This window comes from Kineosporia rhizophila, assembly GCF_021277265.1.
GTDB classification, from domain to species: domain Bacteria; phylum Actinomycetota; class Actinomycetes; order Actinomycetales; family Kineosporiaceae; genus Kineosporia; species Kineosporia rhizophila.
This window is the reverse complement of record NZ_JAJSOH010000013.1, coordinates 25,906-51,934: the sequence shown is the minus strand read 5'-3', so window position 1 is coordinate 51,934 and position 26,029 is coordinate 25,906. Positions and strand designations below refer to the sequence as shown.

Annotated in this window: 24 protein-coding genes; 14 read left to right on the top strand and 10 right to left on the bottom strand. The window is 70.1% G+C overall.

The genetic code is table 11. The features are described from left to right. Window positions 1–6: 6 nt before the first annotated feature. Window positions 7–381: a winged helix-turn-helix transcriptional regulator gene (locus LWF15_RS18890; RefSeq protein ID WP_232812164.1), complete on the bottom strand. Its 375-nt coding sequence runs from the start codon at window positions 379–381 to the stop codon at window positions 7–9. 91 nt (window positions 382–472) lie between these two features. Here LWF15_RS18890 and LWF15_RS18885 point away from each other — a divergent pair, with 91 nt between their 5' ends. Further along, window positions 473–1,306, top strand: coding sequence for an NAD(P)H-binding protein (locus LWF15_RS18885; RefSeq protein ID WP_232812163.1), 834 nt, complete (start codon window positions 473–475; stop codon window positions 1,304–1,306). 6 nt (window positions 1,307–1,312) lie between these two features. Here the strand turns inward: LWF15_RS18885 and LWF15_RS18880 are convergent, their stop codons facing one another. From LWF15_RS18880 to LWF15_RS18865, 4 genes are read right to left on the bottom strand one after another with little or no spacing between them, the layout of a single operon-like run. Further along, window positions 1,313–3,376, bottom strand: a complete 2,064-nt coding sequence (locus tag LWF15_RS18880; protein ID WP_232812162.1) for a S9 family peptidase — start codon at window positions 3,374–3,376, stop codon at window positions 1,313–1,315. 54 nt (window positions 3,377–3,430) lie between these two features. Next, complete coding sequence (locus tag LWF15_RS18875) at window positions 3,431–4,252, bottom strand: carbohydrate ABC transporter permease (protein WP_232812161.1); 822 nt, start codon at window positions 4,250–4,252, stop codon at window positions 3,431–3,433. Then, a complete protein-coding gene (locus LWF15_RS18870; RefSeq protein WP_232812160.1) occupies window positions 4,252–5,112 on the bottom strand; it encodes a carbohydrate ABC transporter permease in 861 nt (286 codons plus the stop codon). The genes LWF15_RS18875 and LWF15_RS18870 overlap by 1 nt, the downstream gene beginning before the upstream one ends. Next, on the bottom strand, window positions 5,109–6,398 hold the full coding sequence (locus tag LWF15_RS18865; protein ID WP_232812159.1) for an ABC transporter substrate-binding protein: 1,290 nt from the start codon (window positions 6,396–6,398) through the stop codon (window positions 5,109–5,111). The genes LWF15_RS18870 and LWF15_RS18865 overlap by 4 nt, the downstream gene beginning before the upstream one ends. A gap of 111 nt (window positions 6,399–6,509) precedes the next feature. On the opposite strand from LWF15_RS18865, the gene LWF15_RS18860 reads away from it, so the two are divergent. The 4 genes from LWF15_RS18860 (at window position 6,510) to LWF15_RS18845 (ending at window position 10,133) form a co-directional block, all read left to right on the top strand. Then, window positions 6,510–7,655 (top strand): ROK family transcriptional regulator, encoded by a 1,146-nt coding sequence (locus LWF15_RS18860; RefSeq protein WP_232812158.1) that lies wholly within the window; start codon window positions 6,510–6,512, stop codon window positions 7,653–7,655. A gap of 63 nt (window positions 7,656–7,718) precedes the next feature. After that, the gene (locus tag LWF15_RS18855) at window positions 7,719–8,801 is read left to right on the top strand and encodes a hypothetical protein (RefSeq protein ID WP_232812157.1); all 1,083 of its coding nucleotides are present in this window, start codon (window positions 7,719–7,721) and stop codon (window positions 8,799–8,801) included. Continuing rightward, window positions 8,798–9,322: a SigE family RNA polymerase sigma factor gene (locus LWF15_RS18850; RefSeq protein WP_232812156.1), complete on the top strand. Its 525-nt coding sequence runs from the start codon at window positions 8,798–8,800 to the stop codon at window positions 9,320–9,322. The genes LWF15_RS18855 and LWF15_RS18850 overlap by 4 nt, the downstream gene beginning before the upstream one ends. Before the next feature lie 49 nt (window positions 9,323–9,371). Beyond that, the gene (locus tag LWF15_RS18845) at window positions 9,372–10,133 is read left to right on the top strand and encodes a hypothetical protein (RefSeq protein WP_232812155.1); all 762 of its coding nucleotides are present in this window, start codon (window positions 9,372–9,374) and stop codon (window positions 10,131–10,133) included. A gap of 38 nt (window positions 10,134–10,171) precedes the next feature. On the opposite strand, the gene LWF15_RS18840 is transcribed toward LWF15_RS18845, so the two are convergent. The 3 genes from LWF15_RS18840 to LWF15_RS18830 all read right to left on the bottom strand — a co-directional run bounded on the left by LWF15_RS18840 (window position 10,172) and on the right by LWF15_RS18830 (window position 13,800). Beyond that, window positions 10,172–11,839, bottom strand: a complete 1,668-nt coding sequence (locus LWF15_RS18840) for a DUF885 domain-containing protein (RefSeq protein WP_232812154.1) — start codon at window positions 11,837–11,839, stop codon at window positions 10,172–10,174. Beyond that, on the bottom strand, window positions 11,836–12,804 hold the full coding sequence (gene pip / locus LWF15_RS18835; protein WP_232812153.1) for a prolyl aminopeptidase: 969 nt from the start codon (window positions 12,802–12,804) through the stop codon (window positions 11,836–11,838). The genes LWF15_RS18840 and pip overlap by 4 nt, the downstream gene beginning before the upstream one ends. Window positions 12,805–12,879: 75 nt before the next feature. After that, window positions 12,880–13,800: a hypothetical protein gene (locus tag LWF15_RS18830; protein WP_232812152.1), complete on the bottom strand. Its 921-nt coding sequence runs from the start codon at window positions 13,798–13,800 to the stop codon at window positions 12,880–12,882. Window positions 13,801–14,769: 969 nt separating this feature from the next. Between LWF15_RS18830 and LWF15_RS18825 the strand changes: the two genes are divergently transcribed. Then, window positions 14,770–15,126, top strand: coding sequence for a hypothetical protein (locus LWF15_RS18825; protein WP_232812311.1), 357 nt, complete (start codon window positions 14,770–14,772; stop codon window positions 15,124–15,126). 638 nt (window positions 15,127–15,764) lie between these two features. Continuing rightward, a complete protein-coding gene (locus tag LWF15_RS18820) occupies window positions 15,765–16,049 on the top strand; it encodes a hypothetical protein (protein ID WP_232812151.1) in 285 nt (94 codons plus the stop codon). A 10-nt stretch (window positions 16,050–16,059) separates the two neighbouring features. Here LWF15_RS18820 and LWF15_RS18815 read toward each other — a convergent pair whose 3' ends face one another. Then, window positions 16,060–16,776, bottom strand: coding sequence for a GntR family transcriptional regulator (locus tag LWF15_RS18815; protein ID WP_232812150.1), 717 nt, complete (start codon window positions 16,774–16,776; stop codon window positions 16,060–16,062). Between the two features lie 121 nt (window positions 16,777–16,897). On the opposite strand from LWF15_RS18815, the gene manD reads away from it, so the two are divergent. Then, complete coding sequence (gene manD, locus LWF15_RS18810; protein ID WP_285625836.1) at window positions 16,898–18,106, top strand: D-mannonate dehydratase ManD; 1,209 nt, start codon at window positions 16,898–16,900, stop codon at window positions 18,104–18,106. After that, a complete protein-coding gene (locus tag LWF15_RS18805; protein ID WP_232812149.1) occupies window positions 18,103–19,560 on the top strand; it encodes a mannitol dehydrogenase family protein in 1,458 nt (485 codons plus the stop codon). Before manD ends, LWF15_RS18805 begins: the two co-directional genes overlap by 4 nt. Before the next feature lie 3 nt (window positions 19,561–19,563). Here LWF15_RS18805 and LWF15_RS18800 read toward each other — a convergent pair whose 3' ends face one another. Beyond that, window positions 19,564–20,433: a hypothetical protein gene (locus LWF15_RS18800; RefSeq protein ID WP_232812148.1), complete on the bottom strand. Its 870-nt coding sequence runs from the start codon at window positions 20,431–20,433 to the stop codon at window positions 19,564–19,566. Between the two features lie 231 nt (window positions 20,434–20,664). On the opposite strand from LWF15_RS18800, the gene LWF15_RS18795 reads away from it, so the two are divergent. From LWF15_RS18795 to LWF15_RS18775, 5 genes are all read left to right on the top strand, one after another. Then, a complete protein-coding gene (locus tag LWF15_RS18795; RefSeq protein WP_232812147.1) occupies window positions 20,665–22,041 on the top strand; it encodes an MFS transporter in 1,377 nt (458 codons plus the stop codon). Then, complete coding sequence (locus LWF15_RS18790) at window positions 22,038–23,075, top strand: L-idonate 5-dehydrogenase (RefSeq protein WP_232812146.1); 1,038 nt, start codon at window positions 22,038–22,040, stop codon at window positions 23,073–23,075. The genes LWF15_RS18795 and LWF15_RS18790 overlap by 4 nt, the downstream gene beginning before the upstream one ends. An 89-nt stretch (window positions 23,076–23,164) precedes the next feature. Further along, window positions 23,165–24,148 (top strand): sugar kinase, encoded by a 984-nt coding sequence (locus tag LWF15_RS18785; RefSeq protein ID WP_232812145.1) that lies wholly within the window; start codon window positions 23,165–23,167, stop codon window positions 24,146–24,148. Window positions 24,149–24,186: 38 nt separating this feature from the next. Beyond that, complete coding sequence (eda, locus tag LWF15_RS18780; RefSeq protein WP_232812144.1) at window positions 24,187–24,816, top strand: bifunctional 4-hydroxy-2-oxoglutarate aldolase/2-dehydro-3-deoxy-phosphogluconate aldolase; 630 nt, start codon at window positions 24,187–24,189, stop codon at window positions 24,814–24,816. Between the two features lie 63 nt (window positions 24,817–24,879). Beyond that, window positions 24,880–26,025 (top strand): acyl-CoA dehydrogenase family protein, encoded by a 1,146-nt coding sequence (locus LWF15_RS18775; RefSeq protein ID WP_232812143.1) that lies wholly within the window; start codon window positions 24,880–24,882, stop codon window positions 26,023–26,025. The last annotated feature ends 4 nt before the right edge of the window (window positions 26,026–26,029 follow it).

The window sequence follows — 26,029 nt, the reverse complement described above, 5'->3', positions numbered from 1 at the left end:
CACCTCTCAGGACGCGTCGTAGGCCAGCCGGGCCTGTTCCACCGCCCCCAGGTGCTCGGTGCCCCAGGTGGCGAGGTGGGCGAACAACGGCGCGAGAGTGGCACCCAGCTCGGTGATCTCGTACTCCACGCGGGGCGGGACCTCGCGGTGGTAGGCCCGGGAGACCAGGCCGTCGCGCTCGAGGCGGCGCAGGCTGTCGGTCAGGACCTTCGGTGAGATACCGGGGATGCCCTGCTGGAGTTCGAGGAACCGCTGCCGGCCCCGGAAGTTCAGCGTCCACAGGATCGGCGTGGTCCAGCGGCTCAGCACGACGTCGACCACCGGCCCCACCGGGCAGGTGCCGGATGCCTCCGGCCAGGTTCCGGGTTGTGAAGTCTGCACGTGATCCCCTCCGCCGCAACACTTTCCCCTAGGTGAGTACTGTACCGGGGCGGTTAGGTTCAGTGCATCGCCGAACGGGACGGAGCTGGAAATGATCGTGGTGACAGGTGCTACCGGCAATGTGGGCCGGGTGCTGGTGCAGACGCTGACCGGGCTGGGTGAGGAGGTGACCGCGGTCTCCCGGGGACAGTCGCCGGTGCCGGACGGGGTACGCCCTCACCGGGCCGATCTGGGCCGGCCCGGCGCGCTGGAGGCACCGTTACGTGGGGCCAAGGCCTTGTTCCTGCTCGTGTCCGGCGCAGGCGCCCATGTCGACGCGGGCGAGCTCACTGCTGTCGTTCGCAGAAGTGGGGTGGAACGGGTGGTGCTGCTCTCCTCGCAAGCCGCGGGCACCCGTCCTCAATCGGTTTCTCATGCACCACTGCGGAAATTGGAGGACGCGGTACGCGCGGCTTCGACGGACTGGACGATCTTGAGGCCGGGCGGCTTCGCCACCAACGCCTACGCCTGGGCGCAGACGGTGCGTGACCGTCGGGAGGTGGCTGCGCCGTTCGCGGACGTGGGGCTGCCGGTGATCGACCCGGACGACATCGCGGCGGTGGCCGCCGCCGCCCTGACCCAGGACGGGCACGCCGGCGTTGTTCACGAACTCACCGGCCCCGCCCTGAGCACTCCGCGCGAGCGCGCTCAGGCGCTGGCGGAGGCTCTGGGCGAGCCGGTGCGGTTCGTGGAGCAGACGCCCGAGCAGGCCCGGGCCCAGCTGCTGACCTTCATGCCCGAACCGGTGGTGGAGGGCACCCTGGACATCCTCGGCCGGCCGACCGCCGCCGAACAGCAGATCAGCCCGGCCGTCGAGCAGATCCTCGGACGCCCTCCCCGCACCTTCGGCGACTGGGCCCGCCGGAACGTGGCCGCGTTCGCCTGACGAAGGTCAGCCCTTCTTCAGCGCCCGCTCCAGGATCCAGGCGTAGACCATGGCCTCGTCCTTCCAGGCGTCGTAACGCCCCGAGGGCCCGCCGTGCCCGGCCCCCATCTCGATCTTCATGACGATCTGGTTGGGCCCGGTGTTGGCCTCACGCAGCCGCTGCACCCACTTGGCCGGCTCCCAGTAGCTCACCCGGGGGTCGTTCAGGCCGGCCGTGACCAGCATGGCCGGGTAGGCCGCGGGCACCACGTTGTCGTAGGGGGAGTAGCTCTTGATCACGTTGTAGAACTTCTCCTCCTCCGGGTTGCCCCACTCCTCGTACTCGTGCACGGTCAGCGGCAGCGACGGGTCGAGCATCGTGGTCAGCGTGTCCACGAAGGGCACCTCGGCGATCACCCCGGCGAACAGGTCGGGCCGCAGGTTGGTCACCGCGCCCATCAGCAGGCCGCCGGCGCTGCCGCCGCGGGCGATCAGGGTCTGCGGCGAGGTGTAGCCCTCGGCCACCAGGTGCTCGGCGGCGGCCACGAAGTCGCTGAAGGTGTTCGGCTTCTTCTCGAACTTGCCGTCCTCGTACCAGAGACGGCCCAGGTCACCACCGCCGCGGATGTGCGCGATGGCGAACACGAAACCGCGGTCGAGCAGGCTCAGACGGAACGAGGAGAAGTACGGGTCGGTCGACATCTCGTAGGCGCCGTAGCCGTACAGCACCGCCGGGCCGCCGTCTTTCGCCCGGTCGGCGCGGTAGACCAGGGAGACCGGCACGTCCACACCGTCGGCGGCCTTGGCCCACACCCGCTCGGTGGTGTACGCCGTGGGGTCGTAGCCGCCGAGCACCGGCTGCTGCTTGAGCAGGGTGCGCTCGCCGGTGCGCACGTCGTACTCGTACACCGAGCGCGGGGTGACCATCGAGGTGTAGGAGTAGCGCACCACGTGGGTGTCGAACTCGGCGTTGCCGCCGGCCCCGGCCGTGTACACCGTCTCGGGCTGCTCCATCACCGAGTGCGTGCCGGTGGCCAGTTCGTACAGGGCCAGCCGGGCGGTGCCCTCGGCGCGCTCGGACATGATCAGGTAGCCGGCCATCGGCTCGACCCCGTCGAGCTTCACGTCGGGACGGTGCGCGATGACCTCCTGCCAGTGCTTGCGGCCGGGAGTGGCGGCGGGCGTGACCATGAGCCTGAAGTTGGGCGAGTCCTCGTTGGTGGTCACGTAGAACTCGTCGCGCTCGGCGTCCTTGTAGTGCGAGAGGTGGTACTCCACCCCCTGCCGGCGCGGCTCGACCACCTGGAACTCACCGGTCGGGTCGCCGGCCGGCAGGATCCAGGTCTCGCTGGTCAGCGAGCTGCTGGTGACGATGAGCAGGTAGTCCTCGGTCTTGGAACCGCCGACGCCGACGAAGAAGCGCTCGTCGTCCTCCTGGAAGACCTTGACGTCTTCGGCCGCCGGGGTGCCGATCACGTGCCGCCACACCTGGTAGGGGCGCTTGGCCTCGTCCTGGCGGGTGTAGAAGAGCACGCTGCCGTCGCGGTTGAAGGTGGCGCCGTAGTAGACGTCTTCGATCACGTCTTCCAGGTCGGTCATCGTGTTCAGGTCGCGCACCCGCAGGGTGAACGTCTCGCTGCCGGAGAGGTCGGTCGAGTAGGCCAGCCGCTCGCCGGTGGGGGCCACCGAGAAGGCGCCCAGGGAGAAGAACTCCGCGTCGCCGGCCACCTCGTTCTGGTCGAGCAGGACGATCTCTTCTTCGGCCGGCTTGCCGTCGACGTCGGCCTTGCGGCAGCTGATGCCGTACTGGCGGCCCTCCTCGGTGCGGCTGTAGTACCACCAGCCGTGCTTGCGCACCGGCACCGACAGGTCGGTCTCCTGGATCCGCGAGCGGAACTCCTCGAACAGCTCCTCCTGCAGCGCCCCGGTGCCCTCGAGGTAGGCCTTGAGGTGCTCGTTCTCCGCCTCCAGCAGCGCGATCACCTCGGGGTCGGACTTCTCCCGCAGCCAGTACCACTCGTCGGTGCGGTTGTCTCCGTGCTTGGTCAGGGTGGTCGGGCGCTTGGGGGCCTGGGGTGCGCTGCTGGTCATGGGGACAGCTTGCCCCAAGCCCCCGACACTCTTCGACCACCGTTCGCCGAGGGCTCACTTCACCGCGCCCCGGGTGACTCCGGAGATCACCCAGCGCTGGGCGAAGACGTAGACCACGAACAGCGGGGCCATGGCCATCAGGTAACTGGCGAAGGCCACCGGGTAGTTGGTCTGGAACTGGCTCTGGAACACGAACTGCACCAGCGGCAGGGTGGCCGAGCCCGGGTCGGACAGGATGACCAGCGGCAGCAGGAAGTCGTTCCAGGCCCACAGACAGGTCAGGATGCCGACGGTGGCGTTCATCGGGGCCAGCAGCGGGAAGATGACCCGCCAGAAGGTTCCCCAGGTGGAGGCCCCGTCGATCGCCGCGGCCTCCTCCAGTTCGCGGGGGATGGAGTTGATGTACGCGGTGAACACGAAGATGTTGAACGCCAGCCCGTAGACCACGTAGAGCACCACCAGGCCGAGCCGGTTGTCCAGGTGGAGCAGGGCGGTCTGCTTGGCCACCGGCAGCATGATGATCGGGAAGGGCACGAACAGCGCCGAGACGAAGTAGAAGTACAGGCCGCGGAAGAGGCGGCGGTGCATGTTGCGGGCGATCGCGTAGGCCACCATCGAGTTGGTCAGCAGGGTCGCCACCACCGCCCCGACGGTGATCAGCGCGCTGTTCAGGGCGGTGGTGGGGAAGTCGGTCAGCCGCCAGGCGTCGGCGAAGTTCGACCAGCGCACCTCCTGCGGCAGCCCGAAACCGGTGCCGCCCAGCTGGTCCGGGGTCTTCAGGGCGGTGACCACGGCGAAGTACAGCGGCACGAGGACGGTCAGGGCGAGCACCGCCAGCAGGGCGGTCAGCCACCAGTTGACCCTTCGGGTGTCCATCAGACGCTCATCTCCCTCTTCTGCAGGAATCGCAGCTGGACGATCGAGAGGGTGACGATGACGACGAAGAAGATCACCGAGTTCGCGCTCTGGTAACCGTACTCGCCGCCCTGGAAGCCGCCCTTGTAGATCAGCAGGGCCACCGACTCGGTGTCGGTGCCGGGCCCGCCGCCGGTCAGCGCCACGATGTGGTCGAAGATCTGCAGGAAGCTCTTCAGCGACAGCACCATGTTGATGGTGAAGAACCCGGCGATCATCGGGAAGGTGATGCTGCGGAACTGCCGCCAGGCGCCCGCCCCGTCGATCGAGGCCGCCTCGTACAGGTCGCCGGGCACGGTCTGCAGCCCGGCGATGTAGATGACGATGTTGAATGCGGCGGCCTGCCACACGGCCAGGACCACGATGCCCAGCCAGGCGGTGGAGGCGTCGGTCAGCAGCGACGTGGAGAGCCACTCCACACCGAGCTTCTGGCCCAGGGCGGGCAGCGAGTTGGAGAACAGGTAGTTGAAGATGTAGCCGACGATCAGGATGGCCAGGATGTTCGGCACGAAGTAGACCCCGCGCAGGGTGGTGCGCCACTTGATCCGCGCGTTCAGGCCGACCGCGATCGCCAGGGAGACGATGTTCACCGCGACGGTGGCCACCCCGGCGATGAGGAACGTGAACCAGTAGGCGTGCAGCACCCGGGAATCGGTGAACAGGGCCACGTAGTTGCGGAATCCGACCAGGTCGAACGGCCCGTAGCCGGGGGAGTCGGTGAAACTGTAGAAGACGCCCTGGATCACCGGCACGGTGTGGAACACGAAGAAGATCACCACGGCCGGGGCGACCATGAGGTAGAAAGCCCGCTGGGTCTTCATGAGATCACCGTTCCCAGGCCCCAGGTGCGCCGCTGGGCCACCTTGTCCCAGTCCGAGTCCAGGTCCCGCAGGAAGGTCTGCTCGTCGCCGCCGAGCAGGAAGGTCTGCAGCAGCGGGGCGAGCGGGATGGCCGGGATGAACTGGTGGTCGGTGAACCCGACGATCCGCCCCGCCTCGATGTAGTCACGCACTCCGGCCAGGGCCGGGTCGTCGTTGGTGAGTCCTTCCAGGGTAGGCACCGCGACCTGGGCCCGGCAGTAGGCGCTCATCACCGGCTCCTGCATCAGGAACTGCAGGAAACGATCCACCACCTCGGGGTTCTCGCCCTCACGGCTGGCGGTCAGCACCACGTCGACGCCGGAGACCAGGGTGGTGCGGGACGGGTCGTCGGTGGCCGGCAGGGCCATGCTGCCCACCGTGAACTCGGGCTTTCCGAGCCGGATCTGGGGTACGGCGTAGCTGCCCAGCAGCAGCATCGCCGACTCGCCACGGGCGAAGGCGGCGGTGCCGTCCTCGTACCCCTTGGAGAGCGGGTCGGGCTGGGTGAACCGGAACAGTTGCCCGAGCCGGTCGGCGGTCTCGGCCCAGCCCTGCGCGAAGGTGGTGCGGCCGGCGAACCGTTCCTCGAAGAAGTTCTCCGGCTGCAACTGCGCCGACAGCGGGGCCAGCGGCGACTGCGGCGTCCAGGCGTCGGCCAGCATCCCGTAGAACGGGGTGATGCCCTCGTCCTGGAACGTCTGGGCGGCCGCGATCAGTTCGCTGAAGGTCTGGGGCACCTCGACGCCGTACTGCTCGAACATCTCCACGTTGTAGAGCAGTCCGCTGGCGTTGGCGGCGAACGGAAGGCCGTTGACCTCGCCGCGTGAACCCTGGCCGAGGCTGCCGATCACGTCCAGGTACGAGGGGTTCACCTCCTCCAGGACGGGGTCGCCGCGGAAGTCGCGGAAGATCCGGGCACTGGCGAACTCGCCGAACGTGCCGTTGCCGTTCAGCGTCATCACGTCCGGCACGTTGTCCTTGACCAGACGGGTGCGCAGGGCGGTCTCGGGGTCGGCGGGGTTGTCCACCACCACCCGCACGTCCGGGTTCTGCGCCTCGAACTGCCGCGCCAGGTCCTGGAAATAGCCCTGGGCCTCGGGTTTGAACTGGAAGAAGGTGATCGTGGTGCGGTCGTCGCCGGCGCACCCGGTCAGCAGCGTCGCGAGCAGGCCGCCGAGGACGAGCAGAGTCGCGACCCGGCCGGGATGGGCTCGTGAGCGTGGGGGATGATCTTTTCGTGGTAGCAACGCTGCTCCCGGTGATCTCCACATGATCTGCACTGATATTTTCTTGCTGATTGAAAGTAACTCGGCCCGATACGGGCGACAAGGGTGCGAACCGGATGCGAGGGTGCCGCGGTGAAGTCTGGCGATGAACGGCACCTCACCCCGCGGGCCCTGGCGGTCACCCGCTACCTGCTGATGCACGGGCCCTCCACCCGCGCCGACCTGGCGGGCGAGCTGCAGTTGTCCGACGCGTCGCTGTCCCGGGTGGCCCGGCTGCTGGTCGAGCAGGGCATCGTCACCGAGCACGCCGACCGCGGCGTCAGTACCACCGGTGCCACCGGTGCTGCCATCGGCCGTCCCCGGCAGATCCTCACCGCGGTGCCCGGCAGCCGGCACGTGGTGGGGGTGAAACTCACCGGAGACACCGCCTACGCGGTGCTCTGCGATCTCGCGGGCACCGTTCTGGCCACGGCCAGTAAGGCACTACCAGAACCAGAGGACGGGGTGGTCCCGGTCGCGGGGGCGGTGCGGGTGGTCAGGGGGCTGGTTACCCGGCTGGGCCGCCCGGTGACCCGGGTCGACGGGCTCGGGGTGTCGGTGGGTGGGGTGGTCGAAGGACGCTCGGTGGTGCGTGACGGTGTCTTCCTGGGCTGGCGCGGGGTGGACCTGGGAGCCCTGCTCACGCAGGCCTGCGGCCTGCCGGTGGTGCTGAGCAACGACGTGGTCGGGCTGGCCCGCGAGCAGTTGTGGTTCGGGGCCGGGCGCACCCACGCGACCTTCGGGGTGGTCACGGTCGGAGCCGGGCTGGGCTACGCAGTGGTGCGTGAGGGGCAGGTGCTGGAGCACCTGATCGACAACGGTCACCTGCTCTCGCACTCACCCCTGGACGCGTCGGGCCCGGTGTGCAGGCAGGGTCACCACGGGTGCGTCTCGGCCTATCTGGACCGTACGGACGTGGCGGCGCGCCTCGGGCGGTCGGGCTCGGCGGTGAGTTTCGAGCAGTTGGCACAGTTGGACCCGGACTGGTTCACCGGGGCGGCCCGGGCGCTGGGGCACCTGATCGCCACGGTGGCCGGCGGCCTGCAGACCGAGCGGATCGTGCTGGCCGGGGAGGACGTGGCCACGCTGTACGCCGATCCGGTCACCACCGCCACGCTGGCCGCGCGGCTGCGCCCCGGCGACGACCCGCTGCAGGTGAGCACCGAGCCGCTCGGCTTCACCGACTGGGCGCGCGGCGCCGCGGTGGTCGGCATCCAGGCCGTTCTGGGCGCTCTCTGAGATCCGGCTGAACGAGATCGGAGAAGTTGCCACAACTCACGCCGGTGGCCGCGTCTTGGGGGCATGAACGCAAAGGACGGCGGCAGCGCCGGGGACGAGCAGCCCGACCTCGACCTGGACCAGCCGCGGGCGGGGGACGCCCAGGTGGTCGCTCTCTTCCGGAACGGTCTGGAGGCGGGCACCGGGCCCGCTCCCGACCTGCGGGGGATCGAGCGCAGAGCGAAGAAGAAGCACCGGACGAGTCAGGCCATAGCCTCCGGTGCCGTGACCGCGGCGGCCGCCCTCACCGCGGTGGCGGTGGCGGTCTCCCCATGGTCCACGGGCGGTGGAGGTGACGGGGTTCCGGCCGGGCCGACACCCACGCCCAGCACCACCCAGACCCTGGACACCACGATCCCGGACGTGACCCGTTCGTCGTTGCTGCAGACGGGTGACATCTCCGACAAGAACTGGAGCATTGTCGGCCCCGAACGGCTGCGCGCCGACGGCGAACCGCAGGATCTCTCGGGGGAGCCGTGGATCGGAGGGGTGTGCGTGGACGACACGTTCGGCGCTGTCGCCCCCGACAACGCCTGGGAGCAGACCTGGTTCTCGGACGAGGGCAACACCCCGGCCAACTACGCGATCACCGAAAAGATCGCCCAGTGGCCCGGTCAGCCGGACCAGGCGGCTGCGGTGCTCGACGGCCTGCGCGCCCAGCTGAAGGAGTGCACCTCCGGTCCCGGGCAGGAGGGCTTGAGCGTCACCACCGACCGCACCTCACCGCGGGAGATCGTGGTGCCCTACCTGGCGGCAACTTTCGAGGATGGCCAGAACATCCCGCAGGCAAAGGTCTTCGCGGTCTGGGGTGACGCGCTGATCTCCGTTGAGGTCGCGGTTCCCTCATCCACCGGCGGCCCGCAGAACTACGAGGGCAACGAGGACGAGGCGTACACCGGCGCGATGTCGGTGCTCGACTCGGCTGTCTACCGCCTGACCGGCCGGGTGCCGGGAGACGGGGCGCCGTCCGGGCTGGAGCCGGCCGTGCCCGACGGCGTGGTGCAGGAGGAGGGCGACCTGCCCACCTCTTCGGTCGAGCCGAGTGCGACGAGTCAGCCGGGCGAGACGGTACCGGGCAGCGAGAGCGGAACGGGTGACGGGCAGTGAGACGCCCCTGGCAGGAACCGTCCCTGGAGAAGGCCCCCGGGTTCGAGGAGTTCGTGCGGGCCCGCAGCCCGCGCATGCTCTCCGTGGCCCGCGGCCTGACCAGGTCCAACGCCGACGCCGAGGACCTGGTGCAGGACGTGCTGGCCAAGGTGCTGCTGAAGTGGGACCTGGTCAGCCGGGCCGACGACCCGGCCGCCTACGTCAACCGGATGCTGGTCAACGCCGCCACCTCGTTCTGGCGGCGCGGCTTCCAGCGTGAGTCACCGACCGACAGCGCGGTTCTCGGAGATCGTCCGGTCGACGACACCAGCGGCGCCCTGGCCGAGCGCGACGCCCTGCTGCAGGCGCTGGCCACGCTCCGGCCCAAGCACCGCGCCGTGCTGGTGCTGCGCTACTACGAGGGTCTCAACGACCACGAGATCGCCGAGACCCTCGGCATGGCCCACGCGACGGTCCGGAGCAACGCCGCCCGGGGGCTGGCCGCGCTACGGAAAGCGGGCCTGCTCGGCGCTCACGTGTAGACCAGAGGCCAGAATTGCCACAAACGCCGCAGCATGACAGCGTTCCGGCGTGATGAAGCGCCGGGCCGTCCTGCTGGTCGTGCTGATCGTGGGGGCGGCCCTGGCTGTCGTCCCCACGATTTCGCCGCTGTTCACCGCCCGCAGCGACGCCCCCGCCAAGGTCGGGGCAACGAGCCGGCCGCCGGTGGAGCCGGACCAGGTGATGCTGACGCCGGGGCCCGGCAGTCTGCTCAGCCTCATCGACCTGCCGGTCGAGGCGGTGCGGGCCACCGGCGAGTCGACGCCGGTGGATCTGTCCGGCCAGCGGGTCGAGATCGGGGTCTGCCCGACGAACGAGGGATCCGCGGTCACGGACGGGCCCCAGCCGGAACATGCCTGGGAACAGGAGTGGTACGACCGCACCGAGGCAGCGATCTCGCCGGGCGCCTACGAGCAGCTGTACGCCTGGAACGCCGGCCCGGCGCCGGCCCGGCAGGTGTTTCAGGCCATGCTGGACGAAGTGCCCGGCTGCGCGGCGGATCCCAGCGATGACGGGGACAGTCCGGTCCGGCCGGTCGACGTCGCGGGATCGAACGGCCCCGGTGCCGTGGAGGTTCCGGCGTTCTTCACGGTCCGCAATCACTGGCGCGGCGACAACGAGGGTGTGGCCTTCGCCCGGCTGGGCAACACCGTGGTGATGGTGCGGAGCCTGATTCCCGGCAACGAGAACCAGGACGCCGAGAATGCCCAGAACCTGAGGCTCCTGATGGACCGTGCCCTGCAGCGAGCTCTCGGCCAGAACGCCGAGTTCCGCTACGTGTCCACCGGCTGAACCCCCTGTCGGGGAGGAACAACCGGTGGACGCCGCGATCAGCTCCGGTTCTCGAAAAGACCGGCCAGCACGGTGAGCGGCAGTGAACCGTGCCCCAGCACCGTGCGGTGGAACTCGGTCAGGTCCAGACCGGACGCCTCCCGGAGCCGCAGCAGCTCCTGCCGGCCGGTGGCGTAGCCCAGGGCCTGACCGGGCCAGCCGACGTAACGGACCACCTCGGAACGGATCTCGTGCTCCGTGGCCGTGGTGTTCTCCCGCATGTACTGCTCGGCCCGGGCCCGTGACCAGCCCAGGGCGTGCATGCCGGTGTCCACCACCAGCCGGGCCGCGCGCAGCGCCGACAACGAGAGCATGCCCAGACGCTGCACGTCGTCCGAGTACAGGTCCAGGTCCTCGGCCAGCCGCTCGGCGTACAGACCCCAGCCCTCGGTGTACGCGCCCAGTTCGATGTCGATGTACCGCCGCCAGTAGGGGACGGGGGCCTGCTGCAGGGAGGACAACTGCAGGTGATGTCCTGGCACCGCCTCGTGGAAGGTCAGTGCCTCGCAGTCGTACCCCGGGGTCTCGGTGGCACCCGAGGTGGTCAGGAAGAACACGCCCGGACGGGAACCGTCCACCGCCGGCAGCCGGTAGTAGGCCGTGGCGGCCCCCTCGGCGTCGGCGCCGCTGATCGACTCGATCGAGCACGGCGGGATCTCACCCAGGTCGAACGCCCGGCCCGCGGCCGCCTCGGCCTTGGCCAGAGCCGCCTGGCACCGCTCGATCATGTTCTCCGGCGAGGAGTACCGCAGCGCCGGATCCTCCCGCAGGCGCGCAGCGATCGAGGGCAGGTCGCGCAGACCGAAGGCCCGCCCACCGATCTCGGCCCAGCGCCCGCGCAGCTCGTCGATCAGCTGTAGGCCCAGGTCGTGCAGCTCCTGCGCCGAGCGCTCGGTGGTGGTGTGGCGGCGCACCGCATCGGCGTAGCCCTCCTCGCCGCCCGCCACGAACCGGATGCCCACGTGCTCGTCGTCGCGCGCCCCGGCCAGCAGGTCCCGATGCGCCTGGGCCAGCCGCTCCAGCGCGGGGCGGATCCGCTCCTGCACCACCTTCGTCGCCTGCTCCAGAACGGCCGAACCACGCGCCGGCGCCAGCAGCGAGTCGGACGCCTCGTCCGCCTTCAACGCCGCAGTGATCTGCCCCAGCGCCTGCTCCAGACCCACCCGCGCAGAAGGCCTTCCCAGCGCAGCCTCTTCCGCGCCCCGCACGGCCAGCGCCTCCAGCACCGCCGGGATGCCCTGCAGGCGCTGCAGATACCGTTCGGCGCCGGCCTCGTCGGTGATCGTCATCGCCGGAACGGCCTGGAAGATCAGCCCCTGACGGGATACGTACCCACCGGCCGACGTGCTCGCCGCCCACAACGCGTGGGTGGCATCTCCGTGGGAGCCCCGCACCAGTTCGGTGAGAGCCGCGCGATCGACGCGTTCATCGTCCGTAAGCTCTTCGGTGTCCAGATCGCCCAGCTCGCCGAGAATTCCGGCGAACGTGGTGGCTGCCTGCTCACCGGCCGCCCGGCTGGGATCACCGGCCAGATGGTCGAACTCGGACAGACCCAGCATCGTGGAGTTGAACGGCTCGAGCGTGTGCTGGGTGCGGAACCAGCGCTCGCCGAGCCGGTGCAGCTGCGCACTCGCCGGCGTGCTCGCCGGTGTTCCGGTCGTGCTCATGATCGGTCCGCGAACTTGTCGGTGGTGGTGACCAGGACGTCCAGGATCCCCGGCTCGTCGAAGGCGTGACCGGCGTCCTCAATGATGTGGAACTCCGCCTCCGGCAACGCCTGGTGCAGATCCCAGGCGGTCACCGCGGGCGTGCAGATGTCGTAACGTCCCTGCACGATCACCGTCGGGATGCCGGCCAGGCGCGGGGCGTCGGCAATGAGCTGACCGGGGGTGAGCCAGCCGTCGTGGCGGAAGTAGTGGTTCTCGATGCGGGCGAACGCGGTGGAGGCCACCGCATCCTGCGCCACCGCGATCAGGTCGGGCCGCGGCTGCACGGTCAGGTTGCCCAGTTCCCAGGTGGCCCAGGCGACGGCGGCCGGCTGGTGCACGGCCGGGTCCTCGTCGAACAACAGCTTGGCGTAGTTCTCGACCAGCTGGCCGGGCACCCGCATCGCCTCCGGCAGCCCACCGAGGAAACCGGCCCAGGTGTCCGGGGCGATGCTCGCCGCGGGGCCCTCGTAGAACCAGGTGATCTCGCTCTTGCGCAGGGTGAAGATGCCCCGCAGCACGAGTTCGCTGACCCGCTCGGGGTGCTTCTGGGCGTAGGCCAGCGCCAGCGTCGAGCCCCAGGACCCGCCGAACACCTGCCACTTGTCGATCCCGCGCTCGGTCCGCAACTGCTCCAGGTCGGCGACCAGGTGCCAGGTGGTGTTGGCGCTCATGTCCACCACCGGATCGCTGGCCAGCGGCCGGCTGCGCCCACAGCCACGCTGGTCCAGCAGCAGGATCCGGTACTTCGCCGGGTCGAACAGCCGCCGGTGCCGGGCCGAGGCCCCGCCGCCCGGGCCACCGTGCAGGAACACGACCGGCTTGCCCTGCGGGTTGCCGCACTCCTCCCAGAAGACCGAGTGTCCGTCCCCGACCTCCATCAGACCGCTGGCGTGGGGTTCGATCGCCGGGTAGAGCTCGCGCATGAAGTTCCTCTCCTCGCAGACGTAGGCCCAGGATCGCCGGGCCAAGGGCAGGATATGCCGCGAGCTGCGCAGGACTCAGGACAGCGGCAGCGCCCAGAACAGCGACTCGACCCGGCCGGCCACGGTCGCCTCGCGGCTCACCCGGTACAGGCCCTTCTCCAGGGCGGGCAGTTCGACCACGAAGTTGGGCCCGTTCTGCGGTTCGTCGTCGCGGGTGCGCAGGGTGTCGGAGGGCACCACCACCCAGCGGCCCTCGTCCATCCGCTCGATCCGGGCCTCGCCGGTGAGGTCGCCCACCTGCTCCTGCGGATCGAAGACGCCTTCGAGGCGGCCCCGGGGCACGACCATCAGGTTGAGCGTGGCGGGTTCCGCGGCCTCGACCACGTGATCGCCCTCGAACCCGAAGGCTGTGCTGGAGCGCAGGACCTGGTGCTCGGGCGTGCCGCCGACCTCGATCAGGCCGTAGGAGTTACCCAATTGGATGCGGTACCAGCCCGGGCTCACGTCACCGATGCGCGTCCACACCGGGGAGCCGAAACTGCCCGCCGGGGCGCCGAGGGCGATGGCCGGAACCATCAGCTCTTCCTGGAGGCTGTGCAGGCCGCCAGGAGGTGAATCGAGGCTCAGGCCGGTGGTGAGCTGACGGTGGTCGTGCCACGTTGCCCCGTCCCAGCGCTGCAGCCTGCCCATCACGCCGAAATCCACGCGTTCCGTGGTCGGGTTGGCCAGGATCACGGCCACCTCACCGCCCTCGGCCGGCACCGCCCCCGGGCTGACGATCAGGTGCGCCTGGGACGTGTCGATGCCCGGGGGCCGGGGTACCCGCAGGTCGGGCTCTGCCGGTGTTGTGCTGTCGCTCAAGTCGCCCTCTCCTCGCCACGGTCCCACCACCACGGTCACGATGGCCACGATCGCGACCACGGCCATCGCCGTCACCAGCACCTGCTCGCGCCGGCCGGTGCGTTTGCCGTCGTACGGGTGCTGCCTGCGCTGCATGAGTGGTCGCCCCCTCGACGATCAGTCGCTCCGCGTGTTCTTGCCACTCCAGATTTAGGACGCCGGTGGGCGCCTTCCCGTTCCCGCCTCGCGGCGGGTCGGGCTGACCCACGGGAGGGAACGCGGACGTCCCTGCGCAGATCCTGCCGGGCCAGGTCGAGATAGGAGCAGAGGAAGGGTCGGATCCGGCGCGCCCGGACGGGTGAGGGGAGAGCCGCGTGGAGAGTGCACCTTGGCTGCGCGCGCCCTGGGAACAGCTCGCCGCCGCCCAGAAATGCCCGAACTGCGACCTGGTGATCCACGACGACTGGCACTTCTGCGAGTACTGCGGCGTCGACCTGACCCAGCAGCCGGAGCCCGGCGCCGGGGAGGGCGCGGCCGACGGCCGGGCAGTCTCACGCGGCGCCACCCGGGACGACGCTCCTGCTGCGCACCTGGACCGGGTGCCCCCGCCGCAGGCGCTGCTGCAGTTGGAAATGCAGAAGCAGGAACAGCCCGCCCCGCCGCCGCAGCCGAGTCCGGTGGCCGCGGCCATTCAGCAGCCGGGGGCGCCGCTCATGACAGACGTTGCTCGCACTGCGACGAACCTGACGGTGTCTGCGGTGCTTTCGGGGGACGCTGCGCTCGCCGCCGGCCGGGGCTCTGCAGGTGTTGGCCCAGGTTCCGACGCGATGGATGCGGGCACGGTTGCCGGGGCCGTCAATCCGCTGCGCGCCGTGCTGCTTTCGGCTTACGAGGGCAAATCGATCGGTGTGGTGGGGCATGCGGCGCATCTGGGATCGATGGTGTGGCCCGGGGGAGTCGCTGGAGGTGCTGGTGGCGGGTTCGTGCCTGGTACTGGCTCGGCGGTTGCGGCAGGTCCGGTGGCCGGTGCAGGGCTACCGGCTGCCCCCGGTGGGTTGACTGGGATGGCTGCCGGTGGTGGGCCAGGTTCGGGGCTCGGATCGGTCGGTGGGTTGAGCGGCCTGGGTGGTCTTCCGGGCGGACCGGCTCTCCCTGGCGGACCAGGTGTACCGGGTGGACCAGGTGTACACAACGGGCCAGGTGGTCCTGGGGTGCCGGGCCCGGGTGGCGTGGGTGGCGTGGGTGGACCAGGCGTGTCGGGTGGGCCCGGTGGACTGGTTGGCGGTGTGCCTCCCGGCCCGGGTGGCCCGGGTGGCATGGGTGGAGCAGGTGGCGCGGGTGGTGTGGGCGGAATCGGTGGGGCGGGCGGGGTGGGCGGAGTCGGTGGGGCCATCACATCTGGCGGGCCTGGCGGGCCTGGCGGGCCTGGCGGGCCTGGTGGAGCTGGGGGACCCGCTGGCATGGGTGGTCCCGGTGGCTTAGGGGGACCTGGTGGGCTTGGTGCAATGGGCGGCGCCGGTGGACCTGCTGGCCTCGGCGGACTTGCTGGCCCCGGTGGAGTCAGTGGCACATCCACGCCCGGTGGGCCAGCGGGACCAGGTGGATTGAGCGGGCCGGGTGGACCAGGTGGGCCGCGTGGATCGAGCGGGCCGGGTGGACCGGGCGGGCTGGCTGGGCCGGGCGGCCCAGGTGGTGGCCCTGGCGGCGTCGGGGTGCTGAACGACCCGGGCTCCGGTGGCTCCGGTGCGAATGGCGGTCCGGCGGGCGCGGTCCGGGTGGGCAGTGTCGGCGGTCAGACGGTTCGGCCCATGCCTCAGCCTCCTTCCGTTTCCGGTCCTCCGCCCTTGGCCAAGCCGAGCTCCCTGCATACCGGCCCGAATGCTCCCGCAACCGTTCCTGCGCCGAAGCCGCCCCCTGCTCCCGCTGCTCCCAAAGCGCCGGAGCGGCCCGGGCCCACCTATCAGGTGGGGCCCAGGGCGTACGGCAATCCCATGTCCAGCCCCGGCGGGGTGTGAGCGTTGCCCGAGCGGTGTGAGTGTGGCGCACTGTTCGCGTCCGGTCTTGAGTGGTGTCCGCAGTGCTACGCGCCTCACCACCGAACTGCGCCGCAGTCGGAGTCGGTGTCCGGGCGAGAGTCTCACCTGGACAGCGAGGAGCCGTTCACCTCGGCTGCGGCGGCGGCCCGGCTGGCCCGCGAGCGCAGCCGGGCGGGCACCGGTAAGTGGGACGCCACCACGGTGACCTTCGGCCTGGCCGGGCGGGTGGTGGGCACGGTGCTGATGACCCTGCCCCTGCTGATCTTCCTGAAGGGGTTCTTCCCGTTCGGGTTCGTCGGCGTGGTGTCCTGGCTGGTGGTGTTCCCGCGCGGCATCCGGGAGTTGTGGCGGCGGGCGGACCGTCTGTAGTCCCAGGTTCTTAGTTGTTCCAGACCGCCACGCTGCGGCGCACCGGAACGGCGTCGGGGTCGGTGGCGAACAGTTCGGGGGAGCGGCGGCGCACGCGCTCGACGTCTTCGAACACCGCGCGCAGGTGGTGGCGCAGGGTGGTGCGGGCGGCCTCGGTGTTGCCCGAGAGCACTGCCTCCAGCACGTCTGCGTGCTGGTCGATGAACGGCTTGGGGGAGCCCACCTCGTCGAGGCCGAGGCGGCGGGCGCGGTCGAGGTGGCCCTTGGCCGAGGCCACGGTGGACCAGGAGTTGCCGTGTCCGCTCAGGCGCAGCAGCAGGTGGTGGAACTCCTCGTCGAGCCGGAAGAACTCCTCCCGCTCGATGCCCGCGGCCTGCTGACGGCCCAGGTTCTCGCGCAGCAGCGCGACCAGCTCGGCGTCGGGCTCGTCCGGAACATCTTCCAGGGCGGCCAGTTCCACCGCCTCGCGCAGGAACTGGGCGTCGGCCACGCGGGCCGCGTCGACCCGGGAGACGAAGGTGCCGACCTTGGGGAAGACCTGCACCAGGCCCTCTTCGGACAGCAGGATCATGCTCTCGCGCACCGGTGTGCGGGAGATCCCCATCTCGGTGGCCAGGTCGTTCTCCGACAGGGCGGTGCCGGGGGGCAGTTCCAGCCCCAGGATGCGCCGTCGCAGCGACTCGTAGACGGCCTGCCGGCTACTGCCGCCGGCTTTGCGGGGGGACATGAGCGCCATCGTAGTGGACCCCCTTCGGCCCGGACCGGCGGTGCGATGCTGGTAAACAAGTGCTTGTATACTAACGCCAGGTGCATGGCAGTCCCGCTCGGCCGCCGAAGGAGATGGTTCAGTGAGCACGATCGAACGCGCAGAGGTCTTCGTGGCCTCTCCCGGCCGCAACTTCGTCACCCTGCGGATCACCACGTCCGACGGCGTGACGGGTCTGGGCGACGCCACCCTCAACGGACGCGAACTGGCCGTGGCCAGCTACCTGCGCGACCACGTCGTCCCTCTGCTCATCGGCCGTGACCCCGCCCGCATCGAGGACATCTGGCAGTTCCTCTACCGAGGGGCCTACTGGCGCCGGGGCCCGGTGACGATGACCGCGATCGCCGCAGTCGACGTGGCCCTGTGGGACATCAAGGGCAGGGTCGCCGGGCTGCCGGTGTACCAACTGCTGGGCGGTCGCTCGCGCGATGCGGTGATGGTCTACGCGCACGCCTCCGGCACCGACGTGCCCTCCCTGCTCGACGACGTGGCCAAGTTCCGCGACCTGGGCTACCAGGCCATCCGGGCCCAGACCGGGGTCCCGGGCCTGGGTGGCAGCTACGGCGTGCGCAAGGGCGAGGTGTACGAGCCGGCCAACAGCAACCTCCCCGACGAGCAGCCCTGGTCGACCGAGGCCTATCTCGACTTCGCGCCCACCTACCTGCGGGCCGTGCGGGAGAAGTTCGGTTCCGCCTTCCACCTGCTGCACGACGTGCACCACCGGCTCACCCCGATCGAGGCCGCCCGCTTCGGCAAGAGCGTCGAGGACCTGCGCCTGTTCTGGATGGAGGACCCGACCCCGGCCGAGAACCAGGAGGCGTTCCGGCTGATCCGGCAGCACACCACCACCCCGATCGCGACCGGTGAGATCCTGAACTCGATCTGGGACGTCAAGGACCTGATCACCGAGCAGCTGATCGACTACGTGCGCACGACGGTGGTCCACGCGGGCGGGATCACGCACCTGCGGCGCATTTTCGACCTGGCCGCGCTGTACCAGGTGCGCACCGGCTCGCACGGAGCCACCGACCTGTCGCCGATCTCCCTTGCTGCGGCAGTGCACGTGGACCTCACCGTTCCGAACTTCGGCATCCAGGAGTACATGCCGCACGTGGAGCAGACCATGCAGGTGTTCCGCACCAACGTCACGCTCGAGAACGGCATGCTGGACCTGTCCGACGAGCCTGGTCTGGGCGTGGAGTACGACGAGAAGGCCGCCGAGCGCTACCCCTACGACCCGAAGTACCTGCCCGTGGCCCGCCGTCTCGACGGGTCGGTGCACGACTGGTGAGCCCGCACCTCGGACACCGCACCCTGGAGGCGCTCGCCGCGGAGAGCCGTCCTCTGCTTGATCCCCGTGAACTAGCACCGCGGGTGGTGCATTTCGGGCTCGGAGCCTTCCATCGCGCGCACCAGGCCGTCTACACCGAGGCGGCCTCGGCGGCCACCGGCGAGGCGATCGGGATCGTGGCGGTGGCGCCCCGCGATGCCTCGGTGGTGCAACGAGCCCGGCGGCAGGACCACCTGTTCTCGGTCACGACCCGCTCGCCGGAGGGCTCCGGTCCGCGGGTGGTTGCGGCCCTGTCCGGCGCCCTGCATCTGCGGGACGATGCGGTGCAGGTGGATTCGCTGATCAGCTCGGCCGAGGTCAGCACGGTCACGCTGACTGTCACCGAGAAGGGCTATCACCGCGATCCGGCGACGGGGCGGCTGGATCTGGCCGATCCGCGGATCGTGGCCGACCTGGCGCTGAGCAGCCAGGCGGACGCTGCGGTTCAGACGGTTGTGGGTCGCCTCGCGCTGTCGCTGGCGAACCGCCTGAGGACGTCGGGCGCGCCGATCGATGTCGTCTCCTGTGACAATCTGGACGGCAACGGTGCTGTGCTGGCCTCTGTCGTGCGGGATTTCGTGACCGCGGCCGACTGGGCCGACAGCGACAAGGTGCTCGCCTGGCTGGAGCATTCGGTCGGCTTCCCGGCCACGGTGGTCGATCGCATCGTGCCCGCCACCACCCAGGCCGATCTGGACGAGGTGGCCGCCCGGCTCGGTGTGCGCGACGAACTGGCCGTGTCGGGGGAGCCCTACACACAGTGGGTGCTGCAGAACGACTTCCGTGCGGCCCGGCCCGCCTGGGAACACGGCGGAGCCCAGCTCGTCGACGACGTGGCGCCCTACCAGCTGACCAAGCTGCGGCTGCTCAACGGTGCTCATTCCGGCCTGGCCTACCTGGGCCTGGCCGCCGGCTGCCGCACCATCGCCGACGTGCTCGCCACCCCCTGGGGCGCGAAATTCGTTCGGGGATACGCGGCCGACGTAGCCGCAACCCTGCCCGCCGGTGGTCCGGACCCGGTGCGGTACGCCGAAAGCCTGGTGGCCCGCTTCGAGAACCCGGCCATCCATCACGAACTGCGCCAGATCGGTTCCGACGGCTCACTCAAGCTTCCCCAGCGGTGGTTCACCGTGCTGCGCGAACAACGGGGAACCACCGCCGGGGAACACCAGACCCTCGCCCTGGCCGCGTGGGCCAATGCAACCCGACCCGACCCGTCCTCTGGTGGTCAGCTCTTCGGCACCACCGACCCGGCCGCACCTGCGCTGGCCGACTGCTGGAAAGCGTCTTCAGTCGGTGTGGTTTCGCGTTTGCTGACCGTGCTCGGTGCCGAGGACCTGGCCGAGGACAGCGCGCTGACCGGTTCCGTCGAGGCCCTGTTGCCGGCGTTCGGAGCCGGGGCCGTACTCTTGTGAGAGCTAGTGTTTCAGGATCTCGGTGAACTGGTCATGGGTGATGTAGTTGGCCTGGGCGTGCGGCTCACCTGAGCATGCCGCGGCCCGGTTGGTCACCCTGGCCTTCACCTTGCCGGTCAGGATGTCCTGGACGTGCCGGTCGCCGATCTTCCAGATGCCGGGAATCGGCGAGAGCTGAGTGGCGGCGACCATCATCAGGGAACGCCGGTCCGAGAGCAGGTTCCACAGTTGTGTGCCCTTGCCCGGGCCGGCGGCCAGGGTGATCTTCTCCTCGGCGGCCAGGGAGTCGAGGCACTGGTCGATCACGGCCTGCCCCAGAGCCAGCTTCTCGGCGGCCTGGATGCGGCGCGGAATCCAGCCCGGGGTCTGGTCTTTGGCGGCCGTCCGGTAGCCGTTCAGCAGAGCGTCCAGGCGTGCCGAGGCCAGGTCGACCGCCTTCTGCACCGCCGAGGTCTCGGGATTGCGCCAGCCGCTGCGAGTGCGCTTCCGGGCCCCCTCGAGGTCGGCGAGCTTCGTTTCGATGTCGGCCAGTACCGCGTTCAGTGGTGAGCCCACCCCCGCTTTCGGGGCAGCGGCCGCCGTGCGGGCCAGAGGTTCGTAGAAGGACAGCGCGAAGGCGGTGCCGAAGAGGGCGCGCAGATCCATGAAGTCGGCCAGTTCCTTCGTGGGCCACTGCTGGCCCTGCTGGGAGGCGGCCAGTCGGTCGGGGAACTCGTACTCCTGCCAGTAGCGGTCTGGTCCGAAGATCTTCGTGGTGTAGGCCCGCTCGGCCTCCCGGCGCAGGTCGCTCTCGGTATGCCGTTCACCGACAACGTTCAGTCGGTCCTTCAGAATGGCCGGGGGCCGGGTGGGGACTGCAGCGTCGACGGACATCGGAACTCCCGTGGTCGGAGGGAATCGCGGCTCATCGCGTCCGGTGATCTTGGTGCGCGGACAGCCGCCAGCCCAAAAGGATCTTGGACGGTGTGAGCGTTATGGCCGGGTTTGTGAGCCGAAGGGGCAGGCGGGTCCTTCCGTGGACTTGATCTGCGCGACAGTGCTTGTATATTTCAGCTAGCACACAAGGACCCGATGAGGGATCCGGTCGATGCAAGGGAGCAATCGATGAGCACAGAGGCCTCGGCCGTCAACGACGCGCCGCCGCCCGGCTCCACGCCGGCCAGGTCCACGAAGGACCTGTCGAAGGCCGCCGTCTCCGGCTGGCTCGGCACCGCGATGGAGTTCATGGACTTCCAGCTGTACTCGCTGGCGGCCGCCATCGTCTTCAACGAGATCTTCTTCCCCGACGTCAGTCCCGCGATCGGCCTGCTGGCCGCGATGGCGACCTACGGCGTGGGCTACGTGGCCCGCCTGGCCGGTGCCGTCTACTTCGGGCGGATGGGCGACCGGCTGGGCCGCAAGCGGGTCCTGTTCATCACCATCGCGATGATGGGCGTCTCGACCACCCTGATCGGCGCGCTCCCGACCTACGCGCAGATCGGCCTGTTCGCCCCGGCCCTGCTGGTGGTGCTGCGGCTGGTGCAGGGCTTCGGGGCCGGCGCCGAGATCGCGGGCGCCACGGTCATGCTCGTGGAGTACGCGCCGAAGGGCCGCCGGGGCCTGATCTCCTCGCTGATCGCGCTCGGCACCAACTCGGGAACACTGGTGGCGACCGGCATCTGGGCCCTGCTGCTGGCCACCCTGAGCGACGAGCAGCTGCACAGCTGGGGCTGGCGCATCCCGTTCCTGGCCAGCTTCGTGCTGCTGGTGCTGGCGCTCTGGATCCGCCGGAACGTCAAGGAGAGCCCGGTCTTCGAGGCCCGCGACGACGTGGTCGACGGCAAGGCGCTGGAGCGGGCCGAGATCAGGGAGAGCAAGCTCGAGGCGGGCCTGAAGGCCAGCAAGGGCAAGGCGTTCTTCCTCGCCCTGGGCCTGCGGATCGGCCAGGCGGGCAACTCCGGCCTGATCCAGACCTTCCTGGTCGGTTACATCGGCACCACCCTGGGCCTGGACAAGTCGCTGGCCACCGACTCGCTGCTGATCGGCTCGGTCGTCGGGTTCGCCACCGTGCCGGTGGTCGGCCTGCTCAGCGACCGCTTCGGCCGCCGGGTGATGTACATGGCGATCAGCCTGGTCTCGATGCTGCTGGCCTTCCCGATGCTCCTGCTGGTCACCGGCGGCAGCACCCCGGGCCTGGTGATCGGCATGATCCTCGGCTACAACGTGGCCGTCCTGGGCCTGTTCGCGCTCGAGAACGTGACCATGTCCGAGCTGCTCGGCGGTCGCAACCGGTTCACCCAGGTCGGCCTGGCCAAGGAACTGGGCGGCATCGCCACCGTGGCGGCCGGCCCGGTGATCGCGGCCGGCCTGACCGCCGCCTTCGACAGCTGGTGGCCGATCGCCGCCATGCTCATCGCCTACTCGTTCATCGCCCTGGTCACCGCCTACCTGATGCCCGAGGTGGCCGACCGGGACCTGTCCGCCCTGGAGGACGCCGCGTGAGAGCCGCCGTGGTGCACGGTCCGCACGACCTGAGGATCGACGAGCTGCCCGACCCGGTCCCGGGCGAGGGCGAGGTACTGATCGCCGTGGAGTGGGGCGGCATCTGCGGCTCGGACACCTCCTACTACCGGCACGGCGCCTCCGGCACCGCCCGGCTGAGGCACCCGCTGGTGCTGGGCCACGAGATCGCCGGGCGGATCGCCGGTCTCGGCCCGGGCGTGCAGGGGCTGCACCACGGGTTGGAGGAGGGGCAGGCGGTCACCGTGCACCCGGCGACCCTGGTGGGTGACGGTGTCCTGCCCGAGCGACTGGCCGGCCGCACCAACCTGTACACGCCCAGCCGCTACTTCGGTTCGGCCGCGTTCGACCCGCACACCGACGGCGGGTTCAGCCAGTTCCGCGTCGCCCGGGCCGACCAGATCCGGCTGCTGCCGGACGAGGTCACCACCGAGCACGGCGCGCTGGCCGAGCCGCTGGGCGTGGCCTTCCACGCGGTCGGCCGGGCCGGGCGGCTGCAGGGCAAGCGAGTGCTGGTCAACGGCGCCGGGCCGATCGGCTCCCTGGTGGTGGCGGCCGCGAAGTACTGCGGGGCGGATGCGATCGTGGCCTCCGACGTCAGCGACAGCGCCCTGCACATCGCCAAGCAGATGGGGGCCGACGAGACGGTGAACGTGGCCGCCGGCGGCCGGCTGCCCGAAGACGTGGAGATCGTCTTCGAGGCGTCCGGCTCACCCCGCGCCCTGGGACCGGTGCTGCGGGCCACCGCCCGCGGCGGCACGCTCGTGCAGGTCGGCAACCTGCCCGGCGCCGAGGTCCAGGCCGTCCTGGGCGACCTGGTCACCCGCGAGATCACCTGGATCGGCTCGTACCGGTTCGTCGACGAGATCACCGACGCGGTCGAGGCCATGCGCGACGGTCTCGACGTGTCGCCGCTGATCACCCACACCTTCGCCCTGGAGGAGGCGGCCACGGCGATGGCGGTGGCCCTCGACCCGGACAGCGGCAGCAGCAAGGTGATGCTGCGGATCGGCTGACCCATCGGCCGGCGCACCTTGATACCCGGAGGTAACGGCTGGTACTGCTTCAGCACTGACCCACACGTTCGACGAAGACGGATGGTGACATGGCACTGCAGGGCAACGGCGTGGTGACGATCGGCGAGACGATGGCGCTGCTGTCACCGGTACCGGCGCCGAGACTGCGCGACGGCGCCGCCATGACCCTCGGGCTGGGCGGGGCGGAGTCGAACGTGGCGATCGCCCTGGCCCGGCTGGGCTGCCCGGCCACCTGGATCAGCCGGGTCGGCGACGACGACTTCGGCACCCTGGTGGTGCGCGAACTGAGGGCCGAGGGCGTCACCGTGCACGCCGAGCGCGATGCCGCCCATCCCACCGGGCTGATGGTCAAGGAGGCCCGGGGCGCCCGCACCACCCGGGTGCGCTACTACCGCGCCGGCAGCGCCGCCTCCCAGTTGAGCGCCGCCTACGTGCAGCAGTTCTCCGACGTCATCGCGGCCTCGGCGGTGCTGCACGTCACCGGCATCACCCCCGCCCTCGGCCCTGACCCCCGGCAGGCCGTGCTCAGGGCGGTCGAGATCGCCCGCGAGAACAACACACTGGTCACCTTCGACGTCAACCACCGGGCCACCCTGTGGAGCGACGAACAGGCCCGCGAAGCCCTGGTAGAGCTGGCCCGGCAGGCCGATCTGACCTTCGCCGGGCCCGAAGAGGCCGCCCTGCTGCTGGGCGCCGCACCGGAACCGGTGGAGTCGTTCGAGGCGGGGGAGAAACTGGCCCGCTCACTGGCCGAGGCCGTCGGCGGTGACGTGGTGCTCAAGCTCGGGCACCTCGGCGCCATCGCCCTGTTCGAGGATGCGGCCCACCACGGCCCCACCACCCCGGTCGTGGTCACCGACGCGGTCGGGGCGGGCGACGCCTTCGTCGGCGGCTACCTGGCCGCCCTGCTGGACAACGGCGAACCGCTCGCCTGCCTGACCCTGGCCAACCGGCTGGGTGGCGCGGTCTGTCAGGCGCCCGGTGACTGGGAGGCGCTGCCCACCCGAGCCGAACTCGACGCACTCAACGCCAGCACCGACGTCCTTCGTTGATGCTGCAGTTGACCCACGAAACCGAGGAGCCCCCGAACGTGACCGCCCCCCTGCTGCCCAACCACCTCGTCGTGCCGGTCGTCGTCATCGACGACGCGGATCAGGCCGTACCCCTGGGCAAGGCCCTGCTCGCCGGAGGGATCGCGGTGATGGAGGTGACGCTGCGCACCGAGGCCGGGCTGGAGGGCATCCGCCGTCTGGCCGAGCTCGAAGGAATGACGGTCGGCGCCGGTTCGGTGCTTACCCCGGCCCAGGTCGACGAGGTGGTCGAGGCCGGCGCCACCTTCGTGGTCAGCCCCGGCATCAGCCCCGACGTGGTCCGCCGGGCCCAGGAACTGGGCGTGCCCGCGCTACCCGGCATCTCCAGCTCCACCGATCTGATGACGGCGGTCGCGCTCGGCCTGCGCGAGGTCAAGTTCTTCCCCGCCGGACTGCTCGGCGGCCCCAAGATGATCAAGGCTCTGTCGGCGCCGTTCGGCGACATCACGTTCATGCCCTCCGGCGGGGTCACCCTGGACAACCTGGGGGAGTACCTGGCCCTGCCCTGCGTCCCCGCTATCAGCGGCACCTGGATGGTGGAGAAGGCACTGGTGAACGCCGGCCGCTGGGACGAGATCACCCGGCTGGCGGCCGAGGCCACGGCCGCCGCCCAGGCAGCGACGGTCTAAGACCGCCGTCTCAACTGTCCGGCAGGCCTGACCAAATCGGGATATCTGGTCTAGCCTGCCGGGATGAGGCGTAGCGTCTACGACGACGACCACGTGGCCTTCCGCGACTCGGTGCGCCAGTTCCTGCGCCGCGAAGTGCTTCCCCACGTCGAGGACCATGCCCGCGACCACGAGTTCGGCCGCGAGATGTGGCTGGCCGCGGGCAAACAGGGCCTCCTCGGCCTGGAGGTCCCCGAGCAGTACGGCGGTTCCCAGGCCGAGGACTACCGGTTCAACGCCGTGCTCACCGAGGAACTGGCCGCCGTCAACCTGGCCCTGGCCTCCAGCCTGAGCATCCACTTCGACGTGGTCACGGGCTATCTCACCGCCCTCACCACCCCCGAGCAGCAGGAACGCTGGCTGCCCGGCATCGCCTCGGGCGAGAGCATCGCGGCGATCGCGATGACCGAGCCCTCGGCCGGCTCGGACCTCGCGGCTCTGAAGACGTCGGCGGTCAGGGACGGTGAGAACTGGCGCCTCAACGGAGCCAAGACGTTCATCACCAACGGCTATTCGGCCGACATCGTGGTCGTGGCCGCCCGCACCACCCCCGGGGCCGGGGCCCGGGGCATCTCCCTGTTCGTGGTCGAGCGCTCGCGGGAGGGCTTCTCCCGGGGCCGCCGCCTGGACAAGGTCGGCATGCCCGAGGCCGACACCGCCGAACTGGTCTTCGACGACGTGCTGCTGCCGGCCGAGAACCTGATCGGCGAGCTCGACCAGGGTTTCAAGCACATGATGGTCAAGCTGCCGCGCGAACGGATCAGCGGGGCGGTGGCCAACCTGGCCCACGCCCGCGCCATCCTCGACGAGACCCTGGTCTACGTGAAGGACCGGCAGGCCTTCGGGCAGCCGGTGGGCTCGTTCCAGCACAACAAGTTCCTGCTCGCCGACCTGGTCACCCGGGCCGAGGTGACCCAGGCCTACGTGGACGACTGCGTGCGGGCGCACACCGCCGGCGAGCTCAGCGCGGTCGACGCGGCCAAGGCCAAGTGGTGGACGGCCGACGTCCAGGGCCAGATCCTGGACGCCTGCCTGCAGCTGCACGGCGGCTACGGCTACATGAACGAGTACCGGGTGGCCCGGGCCTGGAAAGACGCTCGCGTGACCCGCATCTGGGCCGGCTCGAACGAGATCATGAAGGAGATCATCGGCCGCGACCTGGGCCTGTGAAGCG